Annotated in this window: 10 protein-coding genes and 2 pseudogenes; 4 read left to right on the top strand and 8 right to left on the bottom strand. The window is 57.0% G+C overall.

What is annotated here, in order from left to right; genetic code table 11:
* Positions 1-208: 208 nt before the first annotated feature.
* The 3 genes from Tal182_RS24410 to Tal182_RS24400 all read right to left on the bottom strand — a co-directional run bounded on the left by Tal182_RS24410 (position 209) and on the right by Tal182_RS24400 (position 5,641).
* Complete coding sequence (locus Tal182_RS24410; protein ID WP_085861357.1) at positions 209-3,928, bottom strand: hypothetical protein; 3,720 nt, start codon at positions 3,926-3,928, stop codon at positions 209-211.
* Positions 3,925-5,112: a Fic family protein gene (locus tag Tal182_RS24405; protein WP_202973657.1), complete on the bottom strand. Its 1,188-nt coding sequence runs from the start codon at positions 5,110-5,112 to the stop codon at positions 3,925-3,927. The genes Tal182_RS24410 and Tal182_RS24405 overlap by 4 nt, the downstream gene beginning before the upstream one ends.
* A 241-nt stretch (positions 5,113-5,353) precedes the next feature.
* On the bottom strand, positions 5,354-5,641 hold the full coding sequence (locus Tal182_RS24400) for a hypothetical protein (RefSeq protein ID WP_125461501.1): 288 nt from the start codon (positions 5,639-5,641) through the stop codon (positions 5,354-5,356).
* Between the two features lie 274 nt (positions 5,642-5,915).
* Here Tal182_RS24400 and Tal182_RS24395 point away from each other — a divergent pair, with 274 nt between their 5' ends.
* The gene (locus Tal182_RS24395) at positions 5,916-7,829 is read left to right on the top strand and encodes a DUF4236 domain-containing protein (RefSeq protein ID WP_085861355.1); all 1,914 of its coding nucleotides are present in this window, start codon (positions 5,916-5,918) and stop codon (positions 7,827-7,829) included.
* Here the strand turns inward: Tal182_RS24395 and Tal182_RS24390 are convergent.
* From Tal182_RS24390 to hxsB, 4 genes are read right to left on the bottom strand one after another with little or no spacing between them, the layout of a single operon-like run.
* A complete protein-coding gene (locus Tal182_RS24390; protein ID WP_085861354.1) occupies positions 7,823-8,983 on the bottom strand; it encodes a hypothetical protein in 1,161 nt (386 codons plus the stop codon). The genes Tal182_RS24395 and Tal182_RS24390 overlap by 7 nt on opposite strands.
* 24 nt (positions 8,984-9,007) lie before the next feature.
* Positions 9,008-9,655 (bottom strand): His-Xaa-Ser repeat protein HxsA, encoded by a 648-nt coding sequence (gene hxsA / locus Tal182_RS24385; protein WP_085861353.1) that lies wholly within the window; start codon positions 9,653-9,655, stop codon positions 9,008-9,010.
* Positions 9,652-10,734, bottom strand: coding sequence for a His-Xaa-Ser system radical SAM maturase HxsC (hxsC, locus tag Tal182_RS24380; protein ID WP_085861352.1), 1,083 nt, complete (start codon positions 10,732-10,734; stop codon positions 9,652-9,654). The genes hxsA and hxsC overlap by 4 nt, the downstream gene beginning before the upstream one ends.
* Positions 10,731-12,137 (bottom strand): His-Xaa-Ser system radical SAM maturase HxsB, encoded by a 1,407-nt coding sequence (gene hxsB, locus Tal182_RS24375; RefSeq protein WP_085861351.1) that lies wholly within the window; start codon positions 12,135-12,137, stop codon positions 10,731-10,733. The genes hxsC and hxsB overlap by 4 nt, the downstream gene beginning before the upstream one ends.
* A gap of 1,136 nt (positions 12,138-13,273) precedes the next feature.
* On the opposite strand from hxsB, the gene Tal182_RS24365 reads away from it, so the two are divergent.
* Positions 13,274-14,191 (top strand): recombinase family protein, encoded by a 918-nt coding sequence (locus tag Tal182_RS24365; RefSeq protein ID WP_008534020.1) that lies wholly within the window; start codon positions 13,274-13,276, stop codon positions 14,189-14,191.
* Between the two features lie 1,026 nt (positions 14,192-15,217).
* On the opposite strand, the pseudogene Tal182_RS24355 reads toward Tal182_RS24365, so the two are convergent.
* Positions 15,218-15,999: pseudogene (locus Tal182_RS24355) on the bottom strand (integrase core domain-containing protein); the annotation flags it as partial.
* A gap of 15 nt (positions 16,000-16,014) precedes the next feature.
* Here Tal182_RS24355 and Tal182_RS24350 point away from each other — a divergent pair.
* A complete protein-coding gene (locus Tal182_RS24350) occupies positions 16,015-16,974 on the top strand; it encodes an IS4 family transposase (protein ID WP_085861348.1) in 960 nt (319 codons plus the stop codon).
* Positions 16,931-17,124, top strand: a pseudogene (locus Tal182_RS31870) (IS3 family transposase); the annotation flags it as partial. The gene Tal182_RS24350 and the pseudogene Tal182_RS31870, both read left to right, overlap by 44 nt.
* Between the last annotated feature and the right edge of the window lie 465 nt (positions 17,125-17,589).

Below are 17,589 nucleotides of genomic sequence, written 5' to 3'. Positions count from 1 at the left end.
CCGCCTTGACAGGATTCGAACCCAAGACCTGTCTTAATCACATCCTATACGATTGGAATCATTATAAATTAGCTCGATTGGTACCGAACATCGGTTACGGACTGCCACGACGTCTTTCATAGCGTTGTTCTTGCCCTTAGGGCGTCGACAACATCCAATTCAAATAACCCAGTCAGGTTGCTTTTTGACGCGCCTGTTTGATGCGTCCTCAAGAATGTCCCCTGTAGAATCGCGGGATCTGATCCGCATTCCAAAGCGGCTCCTCAGCATCGCTAATTGCCCGCTGACGAGCGCGGTCAGCCATCCATAGCCGGTACTTCTCTTCAGGATGTTCCTTTGCGAGCTGCTTGAGAGCCTGATATGTCTCTTCGCCCGGCATTTCGGCGAGAAGGTTGAAAAGCTTGTTGCGAGCATCCTGTGCGTTGTCGCGCAGGGTCGGCGAATAAACACCCGTTCCTGCGCGCTCGATGTCGTCTTCGGCCCGAATGAAGCGATGCATAAGCACATAGAGGGTCTTGAGATGAGCGGCGCTTCGATAGCCGGACGACATCGCATTGCCTCCAAATCGCGTCCCCATAAGCGAAACAACAAAGTGCTGCGCAAATTCCGGGGCCTCATCGTCAAGCGCCTCAAGCTCGGCTTGCAGAACCGGAATTGCCGCTTCAGGGTCATAGGCAACCCAGAGCGCATACCAGCGGGGACGATTGTCGCTGTCACCTGAGTTAAGCCGGGCCTTCGCAAGGTCGGCAAGGCCTTCCCATGGGACATCCTGAAGGATTTTCAGGCTGTGCCTAAGAGTATCACTCGTGACGGGGCGGCCGGTGAGGAGCCATTCAAACAGGAGCGGGGCGATATCGGCCTGGAGCCAGGGCGCCCGATTGTCGATATCACTGAGGATGTGGTGAAAGCCAGGCGGCCGCTTGTTTGCCTCAGCGAGTTCCCAAACGAGTTCCTTCGTTACGGCGGCAAGTCCCTGCTCATGATGGGCACGATAGAGGGCTTCGAACCATCGAGGGAAACCGTTCAGCTCCCATGTAACATATCGGAACGCGTGGGCGGCCTCCTCTTCGGAAAGACCAACCCCAAACGAACCATCCTCTGTCGACTCGATCTCCAGCCCGATTAACGCAAAAATCAAAGCGTGGGGTATAGAGGATCCATCAGCACCCTCCGACTGGAGTTTTGGGTCATAGTGGCGCCAGTGTTTGATAGCCGCGTCGCGGAAGGCTTCAGCGACCTTCGCCCCAAATTCTGGCACCAGAGACTGCCAGTTCGAGCGTGCGTCGTAACGGGTCCAACCCTCGCCTTCGATGCTCATCATGAGATGGTATTGATCGCCCGTGATCTGCCCCGGCTCAGCTCCGCTCGGATTACGGATACGGTCCGGGTTCTTCTTGAGTTCACTGATCCATGCCGCCCGATCGCGCGCGGATTTGCGCTCGCGGCGCGCATGCTTGCGCTCGAAGTTCCGATGTTCGATTTCCCAGTCGGCGACTTCTCGTGCTGGCGGATGGAGCCAGAGATCGAGTTGAGCTTTAAGCGCCGGTTGGCCGGCGACTGCTTCGACAAGCTTCTCGGTCCAATCCCCTCTCTTGCTGTTCTCAAGATACAGCGTGAAGCACCGCGAGAGCGCAAGCCGCCTGTCGTCAGGATTTTCGCGTGAGGAGATCCACGAAAGGCAGCGATCGAAATCATCGGCTGAGAATGCCCAATAGCGCTCATACATCGTCAGCTGCCAATCGTCGGTTAGTTCGCCGCCCTTGGACTGCTGGCGGGCCCTCCGCTCATCAGCATTTTGCCAATAGAGTGCGTCGTTGAGATCCTTCCATCGAGGCACCAGCTCGCGAAGCCGGCTGTTGTCCTGACCGTCGCTGTCATGGTCCCAGAACTTCGCCGCCTGCGCCTTTGTCAGAATGCCGATGGAGCGACCGTCGAGAGCAGAGGCAGATTTCGCTCCAACAAGTCGTTCGACGGCGCGTAGCGCCGATGGGAGGAGCCACGAATACTCCGAGGACACAACGCATTCGCCGCGCTCGATATGTGGTTCCCGGCCCAACAGCTCGTCAAAGCCGACGATGAGGGTCAGCAGTGGTTGCTCGGGCACACTGTCGGCCATGACCGGCAAGCCATCGACAAATTCGTGCAAGGCTTGGCTTAACCCCGTAATTTCGAAGCGGCGTTTGGGCTGCGTTCGCTCGATTGCGCGCAGGGCGAAACCAACAGAAGTCAATGTTGCAGGAAGATTGAGGATGATCTCTGATGCTACTTGCCGATCAAGGGGTTCTGTGGATGCGAGCAACTTACTTAGAAGAGTGTCTTTCTCGGCCTCTCCCGCGACCGCCATGACGGCCCTGATCGCAACGATTTGAGTGTTGAGGTCGCGGGACCGATCCGGTGCGATTTCTGCGAGGATCGGTAAGCCGGCCTTGATTTTTCCTTGCCAGACAAAACGGGCGAGAAAGAAAATCGCGTCGTCATTGTCTTTGTAGCGCGCCAAGAGCTCATCGGTTTCGGCGGAAAGCTCGTTGGTAGCAATGCGGGTGATGGCAGCATTGTCCATCCAGGGACCAGTTTCATCATCGGCCGCAATCCGTCGGACGATATCGAAAAGCATGCGACGCTTAATATCTAGCGGAAGGCGTGAGGGATCGCCTCCCTCGGTAGCGATTTCAGGGCTGATAGCCAAAGCCTCATCGCGAATTCGATCATCAAAGAGGATCAGCCAGGCGAGCGTCGGCCGTAGCCTCGGAACTATGACCTTTTCCCCGTAGCTGTTACGGAAGAAAAGGTTCTGTATCCGCTCTCGGCCCTGCGGCTGAACTGCGATCGAAGCAGCCCATTCTGCAGATAGAAGTTCGCGCATATCGCGATGTCGGAAGCGGACGCTTCCATAGACGATATCATCGAACACACCCGTTTTGAGAAGAGCGGCAATCTCTTCCTCTGACCAATCGGGCAGGACGACCGAGGGGTCAATTCGATCGACAGTCACGAGCTCACCTGGAAGAGAGATTACGCTCTTTCCGGTCAGTGTCGCGGCTGCAGCTAGTGCCTGCACACCGTGTCGCAAGCGATCTTCCGGAATTCGGATAGTCGATCCATGAAAGGAAAGTGGCTTGATTTGAAGTTCAATGACGCGCTGGAGGACATCGCGGCGATTGTCGAGCTGCCGATCAGCCTGCCATTTTTCGATCAGAGAGCGCAGGTCGAACGGCTTCTCGGCGAGAGACATAAGATCGGCTCGCTCGATCGCGTCGAGAAACGACTCGATATCCCCGACGGAATAGTAGCTTGCAAAGAGCCGGATTTCGTCCCTTTTCAGAGGCCCCAAACGAAAGACCTTCAAGGCGCTCTCAGGTCCCGGCTTCGGAACGGGCTCACCAGAAGGGAGATCTTCCTCGTCGTGTGCGTCCTGGGCAAGGTACGGTAGGTGCTGCTGAATGAGGCTCCGATCTGGCAGAGCTTGCCAGGCATCTTCCCGGCTTGTGATATAGACATGCGCTCGCTCACGCGCCATGCGGATGCGCGAACCGAAAATCTTTATCGCGTCCTCGAAAGCCCGCGGGGTCTCAAGTTGCGCCTCGTCAACAGAATCCAGAAAAAACCAAGCCTCCTCGGTCGATGCAAGCCAGCTTTCAAACGCCTCCGCGGTGCCGATTTCAAAGGCGGTATCGAAGGTGTTATTAAGCTTCTCGATCCGGATGAAAAAAGCCTTTTTGCCCTTTTCAGCAAGCTTGCGCGCTTGATGGCGAGCTTCAAAGGTCTTTCCGGCACCAGGCTCTGCCAGAATGAGGACGCGATAGAGGCTTTCCAAAGCTCGCCAATGCTGGGGAGTGCCTCCGGCTACCGGGCTAAGAAACTCCCAATCCCCACGCTGTGGTGCCGCTGGAAAGAACCGCCTGACGAGGATGACTGTCTGATCCTTCATTTGCCTGACCCCGCATTGGCTGGATAGAGGTTTGGAAACCACCGCTCGGCCGTGTCCGCCGAGAAGGCGAGGCGAAGCGGCGACCTATGCGAGGTAGCGGAAAGCATTCCCCGTTCGACGAGCGCCGATGTGACGTTACGCGCCGCCCTCTCCTCATAGCCGGTAATCATTTGAATTTTCGAACGCTCCACCTCGCCAGCCAGGACAGCCTCGCGGAGGACCTGGAAACTGCCCTTGGGGAGTTTCTTGGCGCGGATTTCTTCCTCGATGTGGATTTCGATGCGCATGAGTAGCTTATCGGTCTCGATTAGGCTGCTCATGAACCGGATCTGGTCGATCGCCTGGTCGAGGAAAAAGTCACAGAAAGCGACCAGCCCCCGATGGGTGAGATTGCCCCTCCCGTCGCGATCGCCAGCACGCGGACCATCGGCAGCCATGAGAAGCGTCTTATATTTCTTTTCGTCTCGCGCAAGACCCCGGGCGACCGACCAGAGGCTCGTCCCGACGCCAAGGCGCTTCAAGAGCGCATGCGACATCAGACGCGCCACACGGCCGTTGCCATCGAGGAAAGGATGAATCCAAAGAAAGCGATGATGGACGGCCCCCACAGATTGGAGTTGCTGCGACCGGGTTAATGGCGGACTCTGATAGGCCCTATCGAACCGGACCATAAAACGCGGCAAATCGATTGGTTCGGGTGGTAGATGGCGGCCAACTTGGACGTCCCGGTTTCGCCACTCTCCGGGAATGATTGGCACACGTTCTCCAGTCGTGCGATTGGACACCCATAGCATCTCCGGGGGAAGGCGCGAGCAGAACTCCTCATGGAGCCAAGACGCATAGGCGGCGGAAGCCGGCCAGACGTCTGGATCGTCGCCGATATCGATCAATTTCTGGACGTGGATATGGGCGACAGCTTCCTGCTGAAGCTCTCGCCGCTCAGGCTCCTCCGAGAAATCGTTCGCAAGCGCGCGATCGATGTCGCGTGGATGCGTGTCGTGCCCTTCGATAAGATTGGAATAATAACAGTTCATAGAACGTACGAGGTCACCAATCGAACCAGCCAAAATCGGGTGAACACGGCCAGCCAGCTGATTGGCCTCGCCAACTAGCGTCAAAACTTTATCTCCAAGGGCGCCCTTGTCGTCCGAGGGCACCAACGGTTCCATAAACGCAATATCCATACCGGATTAATGCCGGTTTCTGTGCCGCTTGTAAAGCGATGAAAATCAACACTGTATTAGCGTTTAGCTTAACACATTTTGCCGGTTTCTGTGCCGGTTGATTCGGAAAAGGAGTCCAAATTTTTTGGTTCTGTCCGGCATAGGTTATGAGCCTGATAGAGGCCCGCAAACTTCAAGCTAATTTGATTATGACTCGATCTCAAAGCAGCAAGAGTGCCTCGTTGCGTACGAACGCGGCGCTTCAGTGTTTCTGTGCCAGCGATTTTTCAAGAGCGTTCACTTGATCCAAGTTGGACGGATCCGCTGTGGAAAGCCCCAGTACCGCGACAGTTCCTTCTTCGACTTTCACGGCTTGCAATGGAATGATCCAAAACGTTTTCACCTTACCGCAGAGGTCTTGTTGCGGCGCCGCGGCGAAAATCGGCTTCCCAGCCGCGTCGATAGCAGCTTTCAATTTATCGATATCTAGCTTGCCATCGATAGCGGTTCCAGCGTCAGATGCGGACTGCTTAGAAGCGGCAACCAGCACCGTGCCCGGGACATCCCCACTTAACAGGCGTCGCAACTCCTTGAGCCGGGAAGAAAACCGCCGTCGTCGTCTTCACGCAACAAAAGGCGGATGACCGACGTTCTTGTAAAGTTGAACCACCTTACCTTTATGAGTTGTTGGCGGCTATCGACGGCGAACACAACGGTATGCAAATTTCGCGGGGGCCGGACCTGAAAAGCCAAGCGACAAAATTCTTCGTTGCAGCCAGGAATCTGTGTAACATCCACGTTGCAATGGGACTGGGGGGCATGGGGTGCCATTCTACATACGCAAGTCAGTCAAGGCGGGACCATTCCGGTTTAATTTTTCCCAAGGAGGTATCGGCGTCTCTGTCGGCGCGAGGGGCTTAAGGGTCGGTACCGGACCTCGGGGCCACTATATCCATGCCGGACGAGGTGGACTATATTATCGAGCGTCACTTGAAAATGCTGGCCAACGTCGACACAGAGTTGCCAGCGAGCCACCGCCCGCTCAGGTCACTTTTGAAGTACCTGCGGTCAACATGATCGAGTTCGAGTCCGGCAACGTCTTGTTGATGCGAGACGAGAACTTCGGCGAATTGTTGGACGAAATCAACGCGAAGGCCAATCAATGGCGGATGTCGGCGCTTTTCGGATGGCTCACGGCTCTCCTCGGCATCCTTGTGTTGGCGAAAGCGCCGCCAGTGGGGATTTGGGTCCTGATCGCGACCCTTCCCGCCTGGGCGGTAGGGTCGTGGCTCGACTCGTACCGCCGATCGACAGTTCTCTTTTATGATATCGATGGCCCGGTCGAGCAGGCATACCAGGAGACGATCGCAGCTTTCGATGACTTACGCTCCTGCGCCGGGAAATGGCATATCGAGGCTGGCGGTGCGATCAACGATCTAACGACCTGGAAAAGAAATGCAGGCGCATCCCACTTGGTGAAGCGAACTGCCACGAAGCTCGTCTACGCTTTGCCGAAGGTCATCAAGAGCAACATCACACCGCCCTCGGTACATGTTGGCAAGCAGGTCATATATTTCATGCCCGACGTTGCTTTGGTCACCCACAACTCGCGCTTCGGTGCACTGTCATATTCTGATCTCCGCGCTCGCTGGCAGGCGTCCCGGTTTATCGAAGATGGTCATGTCCCTCATGACGCGAAGGTCGTCGATCGCACTTGGCAGCACCCCAACAAGAATGGCGGGCCCGATCGGCGTTTTCGGAACAACCGCCAGCTGCCTGTCTGTTTGTACGATACCCTTCATCTGCAAAGCGACAGCGGTCTCAACGAGGTACTGGAATTTTCGCAAGTGGGAAAGCTGGCGAGATTCGTCGCCGGTCTCCAAGCTTTAGCGAAGGCAAGGATGGAGGCTGCACAAGCCCCGAAAGCGATCCCATCGACCGCGACGTCAGTATCGCCACCAGTGGCACCAAGTTCGCCTCTGCCGGATGAACAGAGGCGAAAGGGCGCTGTACCTGCTATAGCCCTCATCATTGGGGGCATCTTTGGACTTCCTATTGCTATCGCCGCACTCCAAAACGCGGAGAAATCGACTAGGCCCGTCACAACGCAGGCCACTGCTCCCACCGGTTCGGGGCAAGTCGCATCGTCATCATCAACGCCGGGAAGGCCCGCGGCCTCCGCTACTGGTTCAGCACAGGGGTCACCATCATCGTCGACGATGGTGACCCCTGCCACAACCCCTTCTGGCTCCGCTTCGGAAGCCGGTAAGCCGGCACTCCCTGTCCAGGCACCGAACGATGACGCTACGGCAATAGTAGATGATCCGGCATTTTCGACACTTTCCTCCCTTCGGGCTGATCAGGAGCCGCCACCCGATCCTGCGATCTTTGAGGCGCTTGCGGCAGCCGCGACCGCGCCCGCCGCGTCTATATTGGACGCAGCATCAGAGCCGCCTGTCGCGCCTTACATCGCCCCACCGGAACCAAAATTTGCCTACATGAAGCAACCCTTCCAACTGAGGGATGGACCCGGCACAAAATATATCCCGGTCGGCGCAGTCGGCCAGAATGCGTTGCTCGCCGTCCTCGAGACGGAAAGCGGATGGGTCCATGTCTCTGGTGGTCCGTCAGCGATGGGATGGGTACCGAAGGAACTGCTTGGTCAACGGCCGGTTTCGCGTCAAACAACCACGCCCAAGGTGCGAAACACCTTCCAGTCCGGTGGTCGGACTTATTGAGGATTGCACGGCCCCCAAGTCGCATCGGGTTTGCGGCACCAGCCGCTGTTGGTCAATTCCGTAAGAAGCAGTGCTTGTGAATTACAAGCGTCCTCTGCGTACGACAACGAGCACGCAGCGTTGTCGGTCAGCCAGCGACGAATAATCCGATCTGGTCCAGCCACCGAATTGTCCTTGGTCGTGATCTTACCGTTCTCCGCCAGAATTTTGTGGGTCGCGGGGTCCCATGTCATCACCGCGTTCACCGCGCCAGAGGCGGATTTTTTACGTGAGGGGCTGTAGGTATACCAATCGACCACCGCGAAGACGGTGCAGATATCAAAGCATGCTGCGTTTGCTGTGCCAGACCGAACGGCATAAATGCGCACAGGCCACCGTTCAGCGAACTGTTGCTTCTCGTTTAGGACGTCTGCCTTCGAGCGCTGGGTGCCGTAATAAACAATGGAGTCCCCATAGTTGTTCGCGAGGAAGAACATTCCTTCATTCGTCGACCAGGTCCGCTGCATTTCCTGGAAGAACTGAAGCGCTGCATCGTTCAATGCTGTCGAAGGAAGCTCGTTGGATACGGCGGTCTCTTCCGCAGTCGGTGCCGCGTAGGGGGTAGGCTGACCAGTCACGAGACCAAAGCCAGCCATATCGATCAGCGACAGCACCCGTCGATCGCCGTCGGCCAGACCGGTGACAAATGTGAACAAGCTGGGATCGAGGCCCATCTCCGCCAGGTAGGCTTTGTATCTATCGGTGCCGGTTTGCTGGCCCGAGCTTCCCGGGGAAAAAAGCGTCCGATCAACGATCACGGAGGCGTCTTCCGCGAAACGCTGCACTCCGCCGGCAAATGCGAATAAGCATGCGGCCTCGCATTTCGAACCCGAAACCTGCAACGTCGAAAGCTTCAGCCGACGAATAGCCCGGCCGTATCCGATCGCGGCATCCGTATCCCCGCCCGGCGAATTGAATGCGATGAATCTCGGAATGCTGTTCTCTATTTCGGCTTCGAGCTTTTCCGGACGATCGCTTGGCTCGAACGTTCCTTGAACCAACAAAATGTCGTTGTTCGCCGCTTTCACATGAGCAAATCTGATCACTGCGTGACTCGGGCTTGGGATCAGCGCGGCCAATAAAATCAGGCAAGAAATGAAGACAGACGAGCGCATCGCTCCCTCCCCAATCTGATCGGCTCAGTTTGTTGAAATTCCAAAAGCTGTGAGAACTTGAGGCGTGATCGTTCCGGTCACCTTCAGCCCATAGGCATCCTGCATTTTATTAAGTCCAACCCTCGTTGCGGCATCGACCTGCCCTGTTACCGGACCGCGGTAATAGCCATAGGCAACCAGAGCAGTCTGGACCTGAATAACAACACGGCGAAATTTGTCCGAGTTGCCTGGCAACGTCTTCAGCGGCAGTGGCGCTGTGTTCACCGATGAAGATTGCGGGGCAACCTGCGTCGGATAGCTGTCAGTCGACGTCGGTATGTTAGGAGTCGTAGGAAGACTTCTGATGACCGGTCCCGGATTGGGCGAATAGCTCGGTGTCGGGTCGGGCTGCGTATAGGTCGTGCTGTTGTTGTAGTCGCCACGCGGCACAACGTATCCGCCACCAGAGCCCGATGCATGGCTCGCGTGACTAGCATGACTGCTATGACTTGCGTGGCTCGAATGCGAGCTATGGCCTGCGAGAGTGTAGACCTGCTTGACTTGCAGCCGCTCAAAGAGGGTTGGTTCTGGCTTCTTGTTGGTAACGCCGACAAGTGGCGTTGCATCGCTTTTCGATGGCATGAACCCAGCCGCAATCAATGACGGCACCAGGTAAGCCTTGCGCTTTTTCATTGTCGTGACAGTCCCCCAAACCCCTCATCAGCTTTATACCATTCAAAAAATCCACCACAAGTAGAACGCAACTTACATTCACCGCACTCTTCGAGGAATTTGTTCTTCCAATCTGATATCGTGCCTGGTGCCAGATGCCGGTACTCTAGGGGAACTGTGCAAAGAGGGAAATTATATAGAAGAGTCTGGATACCGCGGCCAATCGCGAGATTGATGGTGCTCCGTAGTTCTCGGAAATCCAGCGACGTATCCTTGAACGAATCCCCCCAGTTCATTCTACCGTAGCCGATATTTTCTAATTGCATTATGGCCCAGACATCGATGAACGGAAGCCGGGTCGAGACGTACTCCGCAAGCCGTGGCAACACATCCCAGTTCTGCTGAAGGACCACCGTCCGAAGCTCGACGGCAGCGCCCACCCTCATCAGCGTCATGAAATTCTGCGACAACGTTTCAAAGGCACCCCGCTTTGCAACGATGCTGTCGTGAAGTTCGGCGTAAGGTGCGTACAGGGGAATGCCCCACAGCACGCGATCTCTTCCGATCTCATCAATTAGGACGATGTCACCAGGTTCGAAAAACTGGCCGTTTGTCAGAACATGAAATGAGATATCGGGTCTGGCCTTCGCGGCGGCGACGAGGAATTGAAATAGTCTTCGTTTGTGCAGCAGCGGCTCGCCGCCAGATATCGTGATGCGCGCGTTTTCCGGGGCCAAGGTGGCGGCGACTGTGAATTGGTCGAAGAGGTCGACGTGATATTTCTTGGGAGGCTGCGAGCACATCACGCAAAGCTGGTCGCATTGCTCGGTAACCAGGAAGGTGTTGTGCCTCGACCTTGCTCGCAGCAATCGATGAGCCGAGTTTCGACCTGGAACCAGAAGGAGCACGTCGCCGTCAAGATCAGTTTGGGGATCGCAGTAGACGCGAAGCGAATAGCCCGCGAGATCGAAGGTTTGACTCTGGTGGTCACGATCGATCAGGACAGCATCATGCTCACTCTCCACCGCGTCCGTGCGCAGGCGAACTATACTTGGATGGTCGATTGGGACGTCACCGATCTTGAGCCGCAAATCGATCATGTGTGTATCGGGGCGAGCGAACAATCGAACTCCGGGATTCCGGCCCATGCCGCGAGGCTCTTGTGGGCTTTTTTGTCATCCGAATAGAGCAGCTCAAATATCTTGTCGAAGATCGCGGTGTGGCGTCGGCAGAAGGTAGTGTCACGCTTCCTCACGTCGATACGACCATACCGGGAGAGGTCATCGATCACGTCAATGCCGCAGGCCGCCTGGTATGGACAGTGGACGCAATCTGGATGGAACGAGTTAGTCGCTTCCTCATTCAGGACATCCAGCTTTGCCTGATCGATCCCATCCCAAAGGTTGCCGACACTCAGGTCGATCTGCCCCACTCTCGTCACCATCCTTGCTTCGTCCGACGGATAAAGCGTGCCGTCGAAATCGATGACTATGTAGTCCTTACCGAGGATGTTCGGGTTGCGAAGGTCCACATGGTGGTTATGGCCGCCGCGTAGAATCCGGCGAAGACAATGCGTGAAGTAGAATTCCTCGACAGGGAAATCTGCTGTCCAATTGTGCTCAATCAACGCATCGATGAATCGGCCATGATAGTCATTCCATCGCTCATCCATGCCCATTGTCTGGTATCGCTTCCGAGCGAAACCTTGGTGGTTGATAGGCCGGAGGAAAATGGAACGAAAGCCGAAGTCGCCGAACGTCTCAATGATCTGGTTCGGGGTTGGCAGGTTGTTGACATCAAGCGTGGGCAACGCCGACACTTTCCCTTGCCCTAGCCTTCCGATCGCATACCGAAGGTTAGAAACAAACTGGTGGGTGTCGCGGGATGTGATTGTCCGCTGCCGTTGGTGAGCCGAAAGTTCGCCATCAAGCGACGTACTAACGAATGTGTCCGAAGCGTCGAGAAACGCCCAGGCGTCAGCGGAAATAGACTGCAGATTGGTGCAAACGGTGAAGCATACGTCCTTGAATTTGCGCCGCGCAAACTCTCGAACCGTCTCCAGCAGATCCAATCGCAAAAGCGGTTCGCCGCCTTGAAACTCGATTTTCGCACTTGCCGTGTCCATGCCATCGAGAAAACGAAGAACCTGGGCGAGCGTGTCCTCGGTCCAGTCAAACCCACTGGTGTTTTCGTTTACCCGCGACACCTGGCAGTAGCCGCACGCCAAATTGCAGCGAAGTGTCGGCACGAGAATGACGTAGTTAAGCTCCTGCGGACGATGCAGTCGCTGTGCCCACCGATATGCAAACCCCATATACGCGAGGTCGCCTACTTCATCGAATGCGTGCCCGCTTGTATGAAGAAACTCGGTGTCTGAGGTGGTCAAATTGCCACCGGCGTATCGCTCAAGGAACCTGCCATCTGCCCGGAAATACCCTCCGGCGTCATCAGCGAAGAGATAATCAGAAGCCAACCGCGTGAATTTCAGTGGGAAAACGGTCATCGCCCGAGAACACCGCTGATGAGAGCCCGTCGAAGGGGAAGCGTCTCCGAATAGATCTTCTCACGGTAGAGGCAGTGGTGAAAATTTGCGATCAACGTGTCGATGGGCGACGTACCGTCATCGGATAGAGTGATTTGCTTCGAGACCTCGACCCTTGCCGCAGCATTCGCTGCATTGAAACGAAGGATTGCCGCAGCAAGGTGAGGTCGATGCGCTTCATCGACATCGATCAAAGTGCGTCGTTCAAATCTCTGGATCGGCGTGCTGGATTCTGTTCTTTCCATCGGACAATGGCGATCGACTTCCCCTCCGCATCACTGTAGCAACTCAGCCGCTAGATCACCAGATGGTTGTATTGCATTTTCCCGAGAATAACAGGGTGTCCATCACTCATCTTCTGGGGCCGGAAATCAATTCTGACGGAAAGTGATCTCGATTCCGCAGGACAGGGTGGCGCTCACCGCAAAAAAAATCCTGAACCGAGAGGCGGCATAGGCCAGACGGGCCACTGCCTGAGTGCTTAGCCTCGGTCCGAATAATCTGTCGGCTCATTTCGCAGCGTGCTCTGCTTGCAAGTAAACCGACGCTTGAGATCTTCATACGTCATTAACTATATGAATAAATGATGTTCTTTTCCAAAACCGAAGCAAAGTTAAGATTTGTTTCCGTCATCGCTATGGTATCGGCGCGCATGGTTCACTTCCGATAAGTACTGCTTATCGGAAGTGATTGAATCGAGTCGACATCAGCGATGTCGGTCGCCTTGGATGACCGGAAACGCCTGGTTTTCCGCCCTTTCAGGAAGATTTCGGCGAGGATCGGCGGAACATGGGCTGTTATGAGGGTCGCACACGGCCACCCTAACTCCCGAGCGAGTGCGGATTTCTCTGTAATCATTCCTCAGGCGACACCCTCTTGGCCCTCCCCTCCTCCGAACTCCCTGGTTTTCCGGCATTTCCGCCGCAGGTGGCCGCCAGAGCGCGTTTCACGCTGGTTACGGCCCGACGCCCCTTCGACGTCGTGTTTCGAGTCTAGCGGGGCTGCATTTAGCCCATAAAACACGCTTGCAACTGTTCGATTTCTAACGCATGCCTTATCTGTACAAACTACTTCGAGACAGGGCCGTTACAAGCGCGATGGCAAAGCCACAAACATTTGACAACCAACAATCTCCCAAGCGGCTGATCGGTTATGCCCGGGTGTCGACGGATGAACAGGTCCACGATGCCCAGTTGGACGAGCTGCGTGCAGCCGGCTGCGATCGGATCCATCAGGAGCATGGTTCCGGAGCATCGCGGGCTCGACCGGTGCTGACGCGATTACTCGCTGAACTTAGCGCCGGCGACGTCCTCATTGTCGTGCGCCTCGATCGACTGGCCCGATCCGTCAGTCATCTCTTGTCGGTGATCGAGGACCTCGAGGCCCGCGGCGTGCATTTCCGGTCGATCCGCGATCCAATCGATACGTCGACCCCGCAAGGCATGTTTTCCCTTCAGGTCCTCGGCGCCGTCGCGCAGCTCGAGCGGGCGCTAATCGCTGAGCGTACCAAAGCCGGCATTAAGGCGGCGAAGGCACGCGGCAAGCTTCCTGGAAATCCCGGTCTGCGAGAACGACGGCCGGAGGCGATCAAGGCAATCTCGCAGGCACGGGAGAAGCTCTATCTCGATGAACTCATTGCATCGGCGCAGACGTGGCTGCCGATGGTGCGTCAACTCCGGCCGCAGCACAGTTGGGACAATGTCGTGCGGGTTCTCAATCGCCGTGGCCACGACTGGACCGTCGAACGCCTTCGTCGCGCTGTTCATCGCATGGTACGCGAAAAGCTCGCGGAGAAGGAACTCCTTGCTCGATCCCCTCGCCGGGCTCCCGAAGACTATCTGATGAAGCTGGTGGCGGCAATTGCCATTGCCGATCCCAACCTGTCGCTGCGCGACATTGCCGCGCAACTGGACCAGATGGGAGAACGGCCTGTGCGCAGCGGCAAGAACTGGCAACCGTCCTCGGTGCGGGTCCTGCTGGACGAAGCCCACCGATTTGGCCTCATTCGCCGTTGAGGGCATGGTTCATCCGACGCCCGATGGCAGAGAGTCTTTTCTTGTCGCTATTCGACTGCATAGCCGTCAGGTCCGGCCTTTGGGGATCTGTAGCGCCAGGACCGCTAGTCGCTATCGCTCCGCGGTTTCAGCTCAGCGCCTACATCCTCGCCGCGGAGCCGGCTTCCTCCGCCTGCTCGCCCCCTCCCCCGGAACGTGCTGAAGGCTTCAGCCGCGGTGATTATGATCCGCAGAGGCGCGCGGGCCATGAGCCTCGGCGGCGCGGGTAAAAGCAGAGGACAGCCGCTCCCCTCGCTACCAAAAAGCCGTCTCGGCTGCACGACGAATTCGGGCGCGAGCCGGAACTCAGTCAGACAGTATTTGTTTCTTTTACAATCCGTCCGCGTTTCGGCGTTCTTTCAAGGATGCTCGACAATTTGATTGAGCCATTTGTCCGCGCCGCCAGCTATATTTCCTACAAGAATGATTACGGCCGAAGATCTGCAAACATTCGTTTTACGACCAGCAAATTTCGACTGTCCTCTAAGCCTGGGAGGTCTTCGTCCTGAAGCATCCTGCGGAGACCGCCGTTAAGATTACAAAGCAATGTCTCCTTTCAGTCGTGACAAACACCGCGATTGTTCGTTCGAACACGAAGCCGCTCAATCGGCTCCGTGCATCAACTGACCTTACTACACCAGCCGCATAGAAGGGCTGTCGGCCATTCTACCCGGGCAACCATGACCAATGCCCTTAGAACGTCATGTACGATCAAAAATGACCGCCAAGACCCCGCGACCCATGGCGGCGACAGGACGGTACCTATCTCTACACAACCGATCTTGTGAGAGGTGGCGCGAGGAGCGGGTCATGCGCCGTCCATAGTAGCGCCCGAAAATGTCGTTTCTTTTCAGAGTGTTGTAGCTGTGGTCAGCTGACCACCGGAAAAGCAGCTGTTGGCAGTGCGTCCCACCCCAAAAAACTTGCTGGCCCACGACAGCAGAGTCTGGCGAAAAACCTCGATCAGTGGACCCGCTGACCTAGCACTCAATCCTCTCCGGCAGCGACTAGAGCCTGCGCGCTCCGAGTACGCCAAGTGGCGGAAACGCGAAGCTTTCATCTCGCGCAGCGTTGGAGCCGGTTGCGGCAATGGTATCTGCATCACGTGCCCGGGTCTGGTCCGAGCGATGAGTGCGGCCGGAAGTGGTTGTAATCGTCGGCCCAGCAATGGCGCTTCGGGCATAATCGCAGCCGAGGAACAGGCTCCGGTTGACCATCTCGTCCCGCATCCGGCCGTTGAAGCTCTCGACATTAGCGTTTTGCATCGGCTTCCCGGCGTGATGCCGTGCGACTCGACACTATGATCCTTCGACCTGGCAAGGATGGCATTCGAGGAATTCCGTGCCGTTGTCGGAGACGATCATCCCCTGTTTGCCGCGCCGTTCGATGAGGACCGACAGTTCGCGAGCGACGCGACGACGCAAGATCGAGGTGCACGGGATCGCCGCCAGGCATTCGCGGGTCACGTCTTCGACGAAGTTGAGCACGCGAAACCGCCTTCCGCAAGCGAACTGGTCGTGAACGAGATTCAGCGAGCTTCGGGCATTGGCCTTCGCTTCGACCAGGATCGGGCCACGCGTGCCGACAGCGTGCCGCCCCGGCTTTTCTGCTTGCGAACGGAAAGTCCTTCTTCGCGATAGAGCCCGTAGATGCGGTCGACGCCAACGGCGCTCCCCCCCCCCGCCGAAGCCGCCGGTCGCCGGTCGCCGGTCGCCGGTCGCCGGTCGCCGGTCGCCGAAACGCCATCGCTCATTGGCGAGGTCGCGCAATAGGGCGACTTCTTTATGATGTGGGCGCACCTGCCCGACCAACGCTTCGATCTTTTGTCGCGCGTCATGCATGACCATGCACTCATCGGCGGCTCTAAACTGCGTGATGTCGTAGAGACAGTTCGGTTCTGCGACACCCAAACGATCGAGCTGCGCGAGCGCGCCGACCGTCCGGCGCGGCAGGCAACGTTGTGCCTGCGCTTCGGCCAGGCGACGATCAGGCAACCGCAAAACCTGCGCGAAGAAGGGCTGCCCGACGGGGTTAGGCTCAGTTGGGTCGAGGTCGTCGAACCGGACGCACCCGACGGTGTCGAGCCCTTGCATTGGCTGCTCTTGACCACCCATGCGCTCTCCAGTGCGACTGACGCCTGGCAGATCGTCGCTTGGTACAAGCAGCGCTGGATGATCGAGCAGTTCTTCCGGGTGATGAAGACGCAGGGCTTCAAGATCGAGGACAGCCAATTGCAGTTAGCGCCGCGGCTGGAAAAGCTCGTCGCCATCGCCGCCAAGGCCGCGGCAATCGTCCTCCAACTCGTGCAGGACCGCAGTGGCGGCGATCCTCACCCGGCAAGCCTGGCAGTCAGTCCCCACGAGATCAACACGCTCGCCGCCCTCGAAAGCCGCTTCAAGGGCAAGACCAAGCTGCAATCCAATCCCCATCCCAAAGCTTCGCTCGCCTGGGCCGCTTGGATCATCGCCAAACTCGGCGGCTGGAACGGCTATGCCTCCTCCAAGCCGCCTGGACCCATCACCTTCTTCAACGGACTCAAATACTGTGCCGATGGCTGGGCCTTGCGAGATAGGTATATGCCTCAGTCGTTCGGTGGAGAAATGTTCCACTGGATCATTTGCTTTTGGTCACGAACAAAATCCAGCGACCAGCGGGCAGAGCCTTCGCGTTGGCCAGGATCCGTGCGCGCGTGCCTGCAAGTTCGCTTACGGAAGGGGGTTTCGCGTGCTCAACATCGTCGATGACGCGACGCGAGAATGCCTCGCGGCGATCCCCGGACACCTCGATCTCCGGTCGTCGCCTCGCTCGAAACTCGCAATGATCTCTCCGACAACGGCACCAAACTCACCTCGAATGCCATTCTTGCCTGGTCAAAAGACCATAGGGTCGAGTGGCTCATTGCGTCACCTCGCCCAAGATAGCGGTTGATGAATTCTCCCAGTGTTGTGGAAGTGCCGCCGCGAATCAGCCCCGTAGATTCCGGCGCTGCGGATGGCAGCAGGTACTTGTTCCTATTGCGTCCTATCCATGCGGCGCCATCGCCCACTCGCGATTAGCCGGCACAGCCGGCCGCCTTGCGATTTGCCGCGCCGGTGCCAATGAATTGATGAAAGGCGGCTGCCATTTCGTGCGAAGACTTCGCTCCTGGTCTTGTTCGTGCGCGACCTTGGGCGCGTTCGTATTGAGATCACGGTCTACTGTTCCCCTAAGAGGCGTCATTTGGCTCGGGAGCCAGACGGTAACCGGCACAATGCCTGCGACAAGCCGCCTTTGAAAGTTGGTGTTTTCCAAGGGGTTAGCTTGGTGGTCAGCTGACCACAACCGAAATCCTCAACGGCAGGAATAACGATCAGCCGCAC

Source organism: Rhizobium sp. TAL182 (assembly GCF_002117725.1).
In the GTDB taxonomy this organism is placed as follows: Bacteria; Pseudomonadota; Alphaproteobacteria; order Rhizobiales; family Rhizobiaceae; genus Rhizobium; species Rhizobium esperanzae.
This window is presented reverse-complemented; position numbering and strand designations above follow the sequence as displayed.

Coding starts and splice junctions, on each gene's coding strand:
- Tal182_RS24410 (WP_085861357.1), bottom strand. CDS start 3,928: ATGAAGGATCAGACAGTCATCCTCGTCAGGCGGTTCTTTCCAGCGGCA.
- Tal182_RS24405 (WP_202973657.1), bottom strand. CDS start 5,112: ATGGATATTGCGTTTATGGAACCGTTGGTGCCCTCGGACGACAAGGGC.
- Tal182_RS24390 (WP_085861354.1), bottom strand. CDS start 8,983: ATGCGCTCGTCTGTCTTCATTTCTTGCCTGATTTTATTGGCCGCGCTG.
- hxsA (WP_085861353.1), bottom strand. CDS start 9,655: ATGAAAAAGCGCAAGGCTTACCTGGTGCCGTCATTGATTGCGGCTGGG.
- hxsC (WP_085861352.1), bottom strand. CDS start 10,734: ATGATCGATTTGCGGCTCAAGATCGGTGACGTCCCAATCGACCATCCA.
- hxsB (WP_085861351.1), bottom strand. CDS start 12,137: ATGACCGTTTTCCCACTGAAATTCACGCGGTTGGCTTCTGATTATCTC.
- Tal182_RS24365 (WP_008534020.1), top strand. CDS start 13,274: ATGGCAAAGCCACAAACATTTGACAACCAACAATCTCCCAAGCGGCTG.
- Tal182_RS24350 (WP_085861348.1), top strand. CDS start 16,015: ATGATGTGGGCGCACCTGCCCGACCAACGCTTCGATCTTTTGTCGCGC.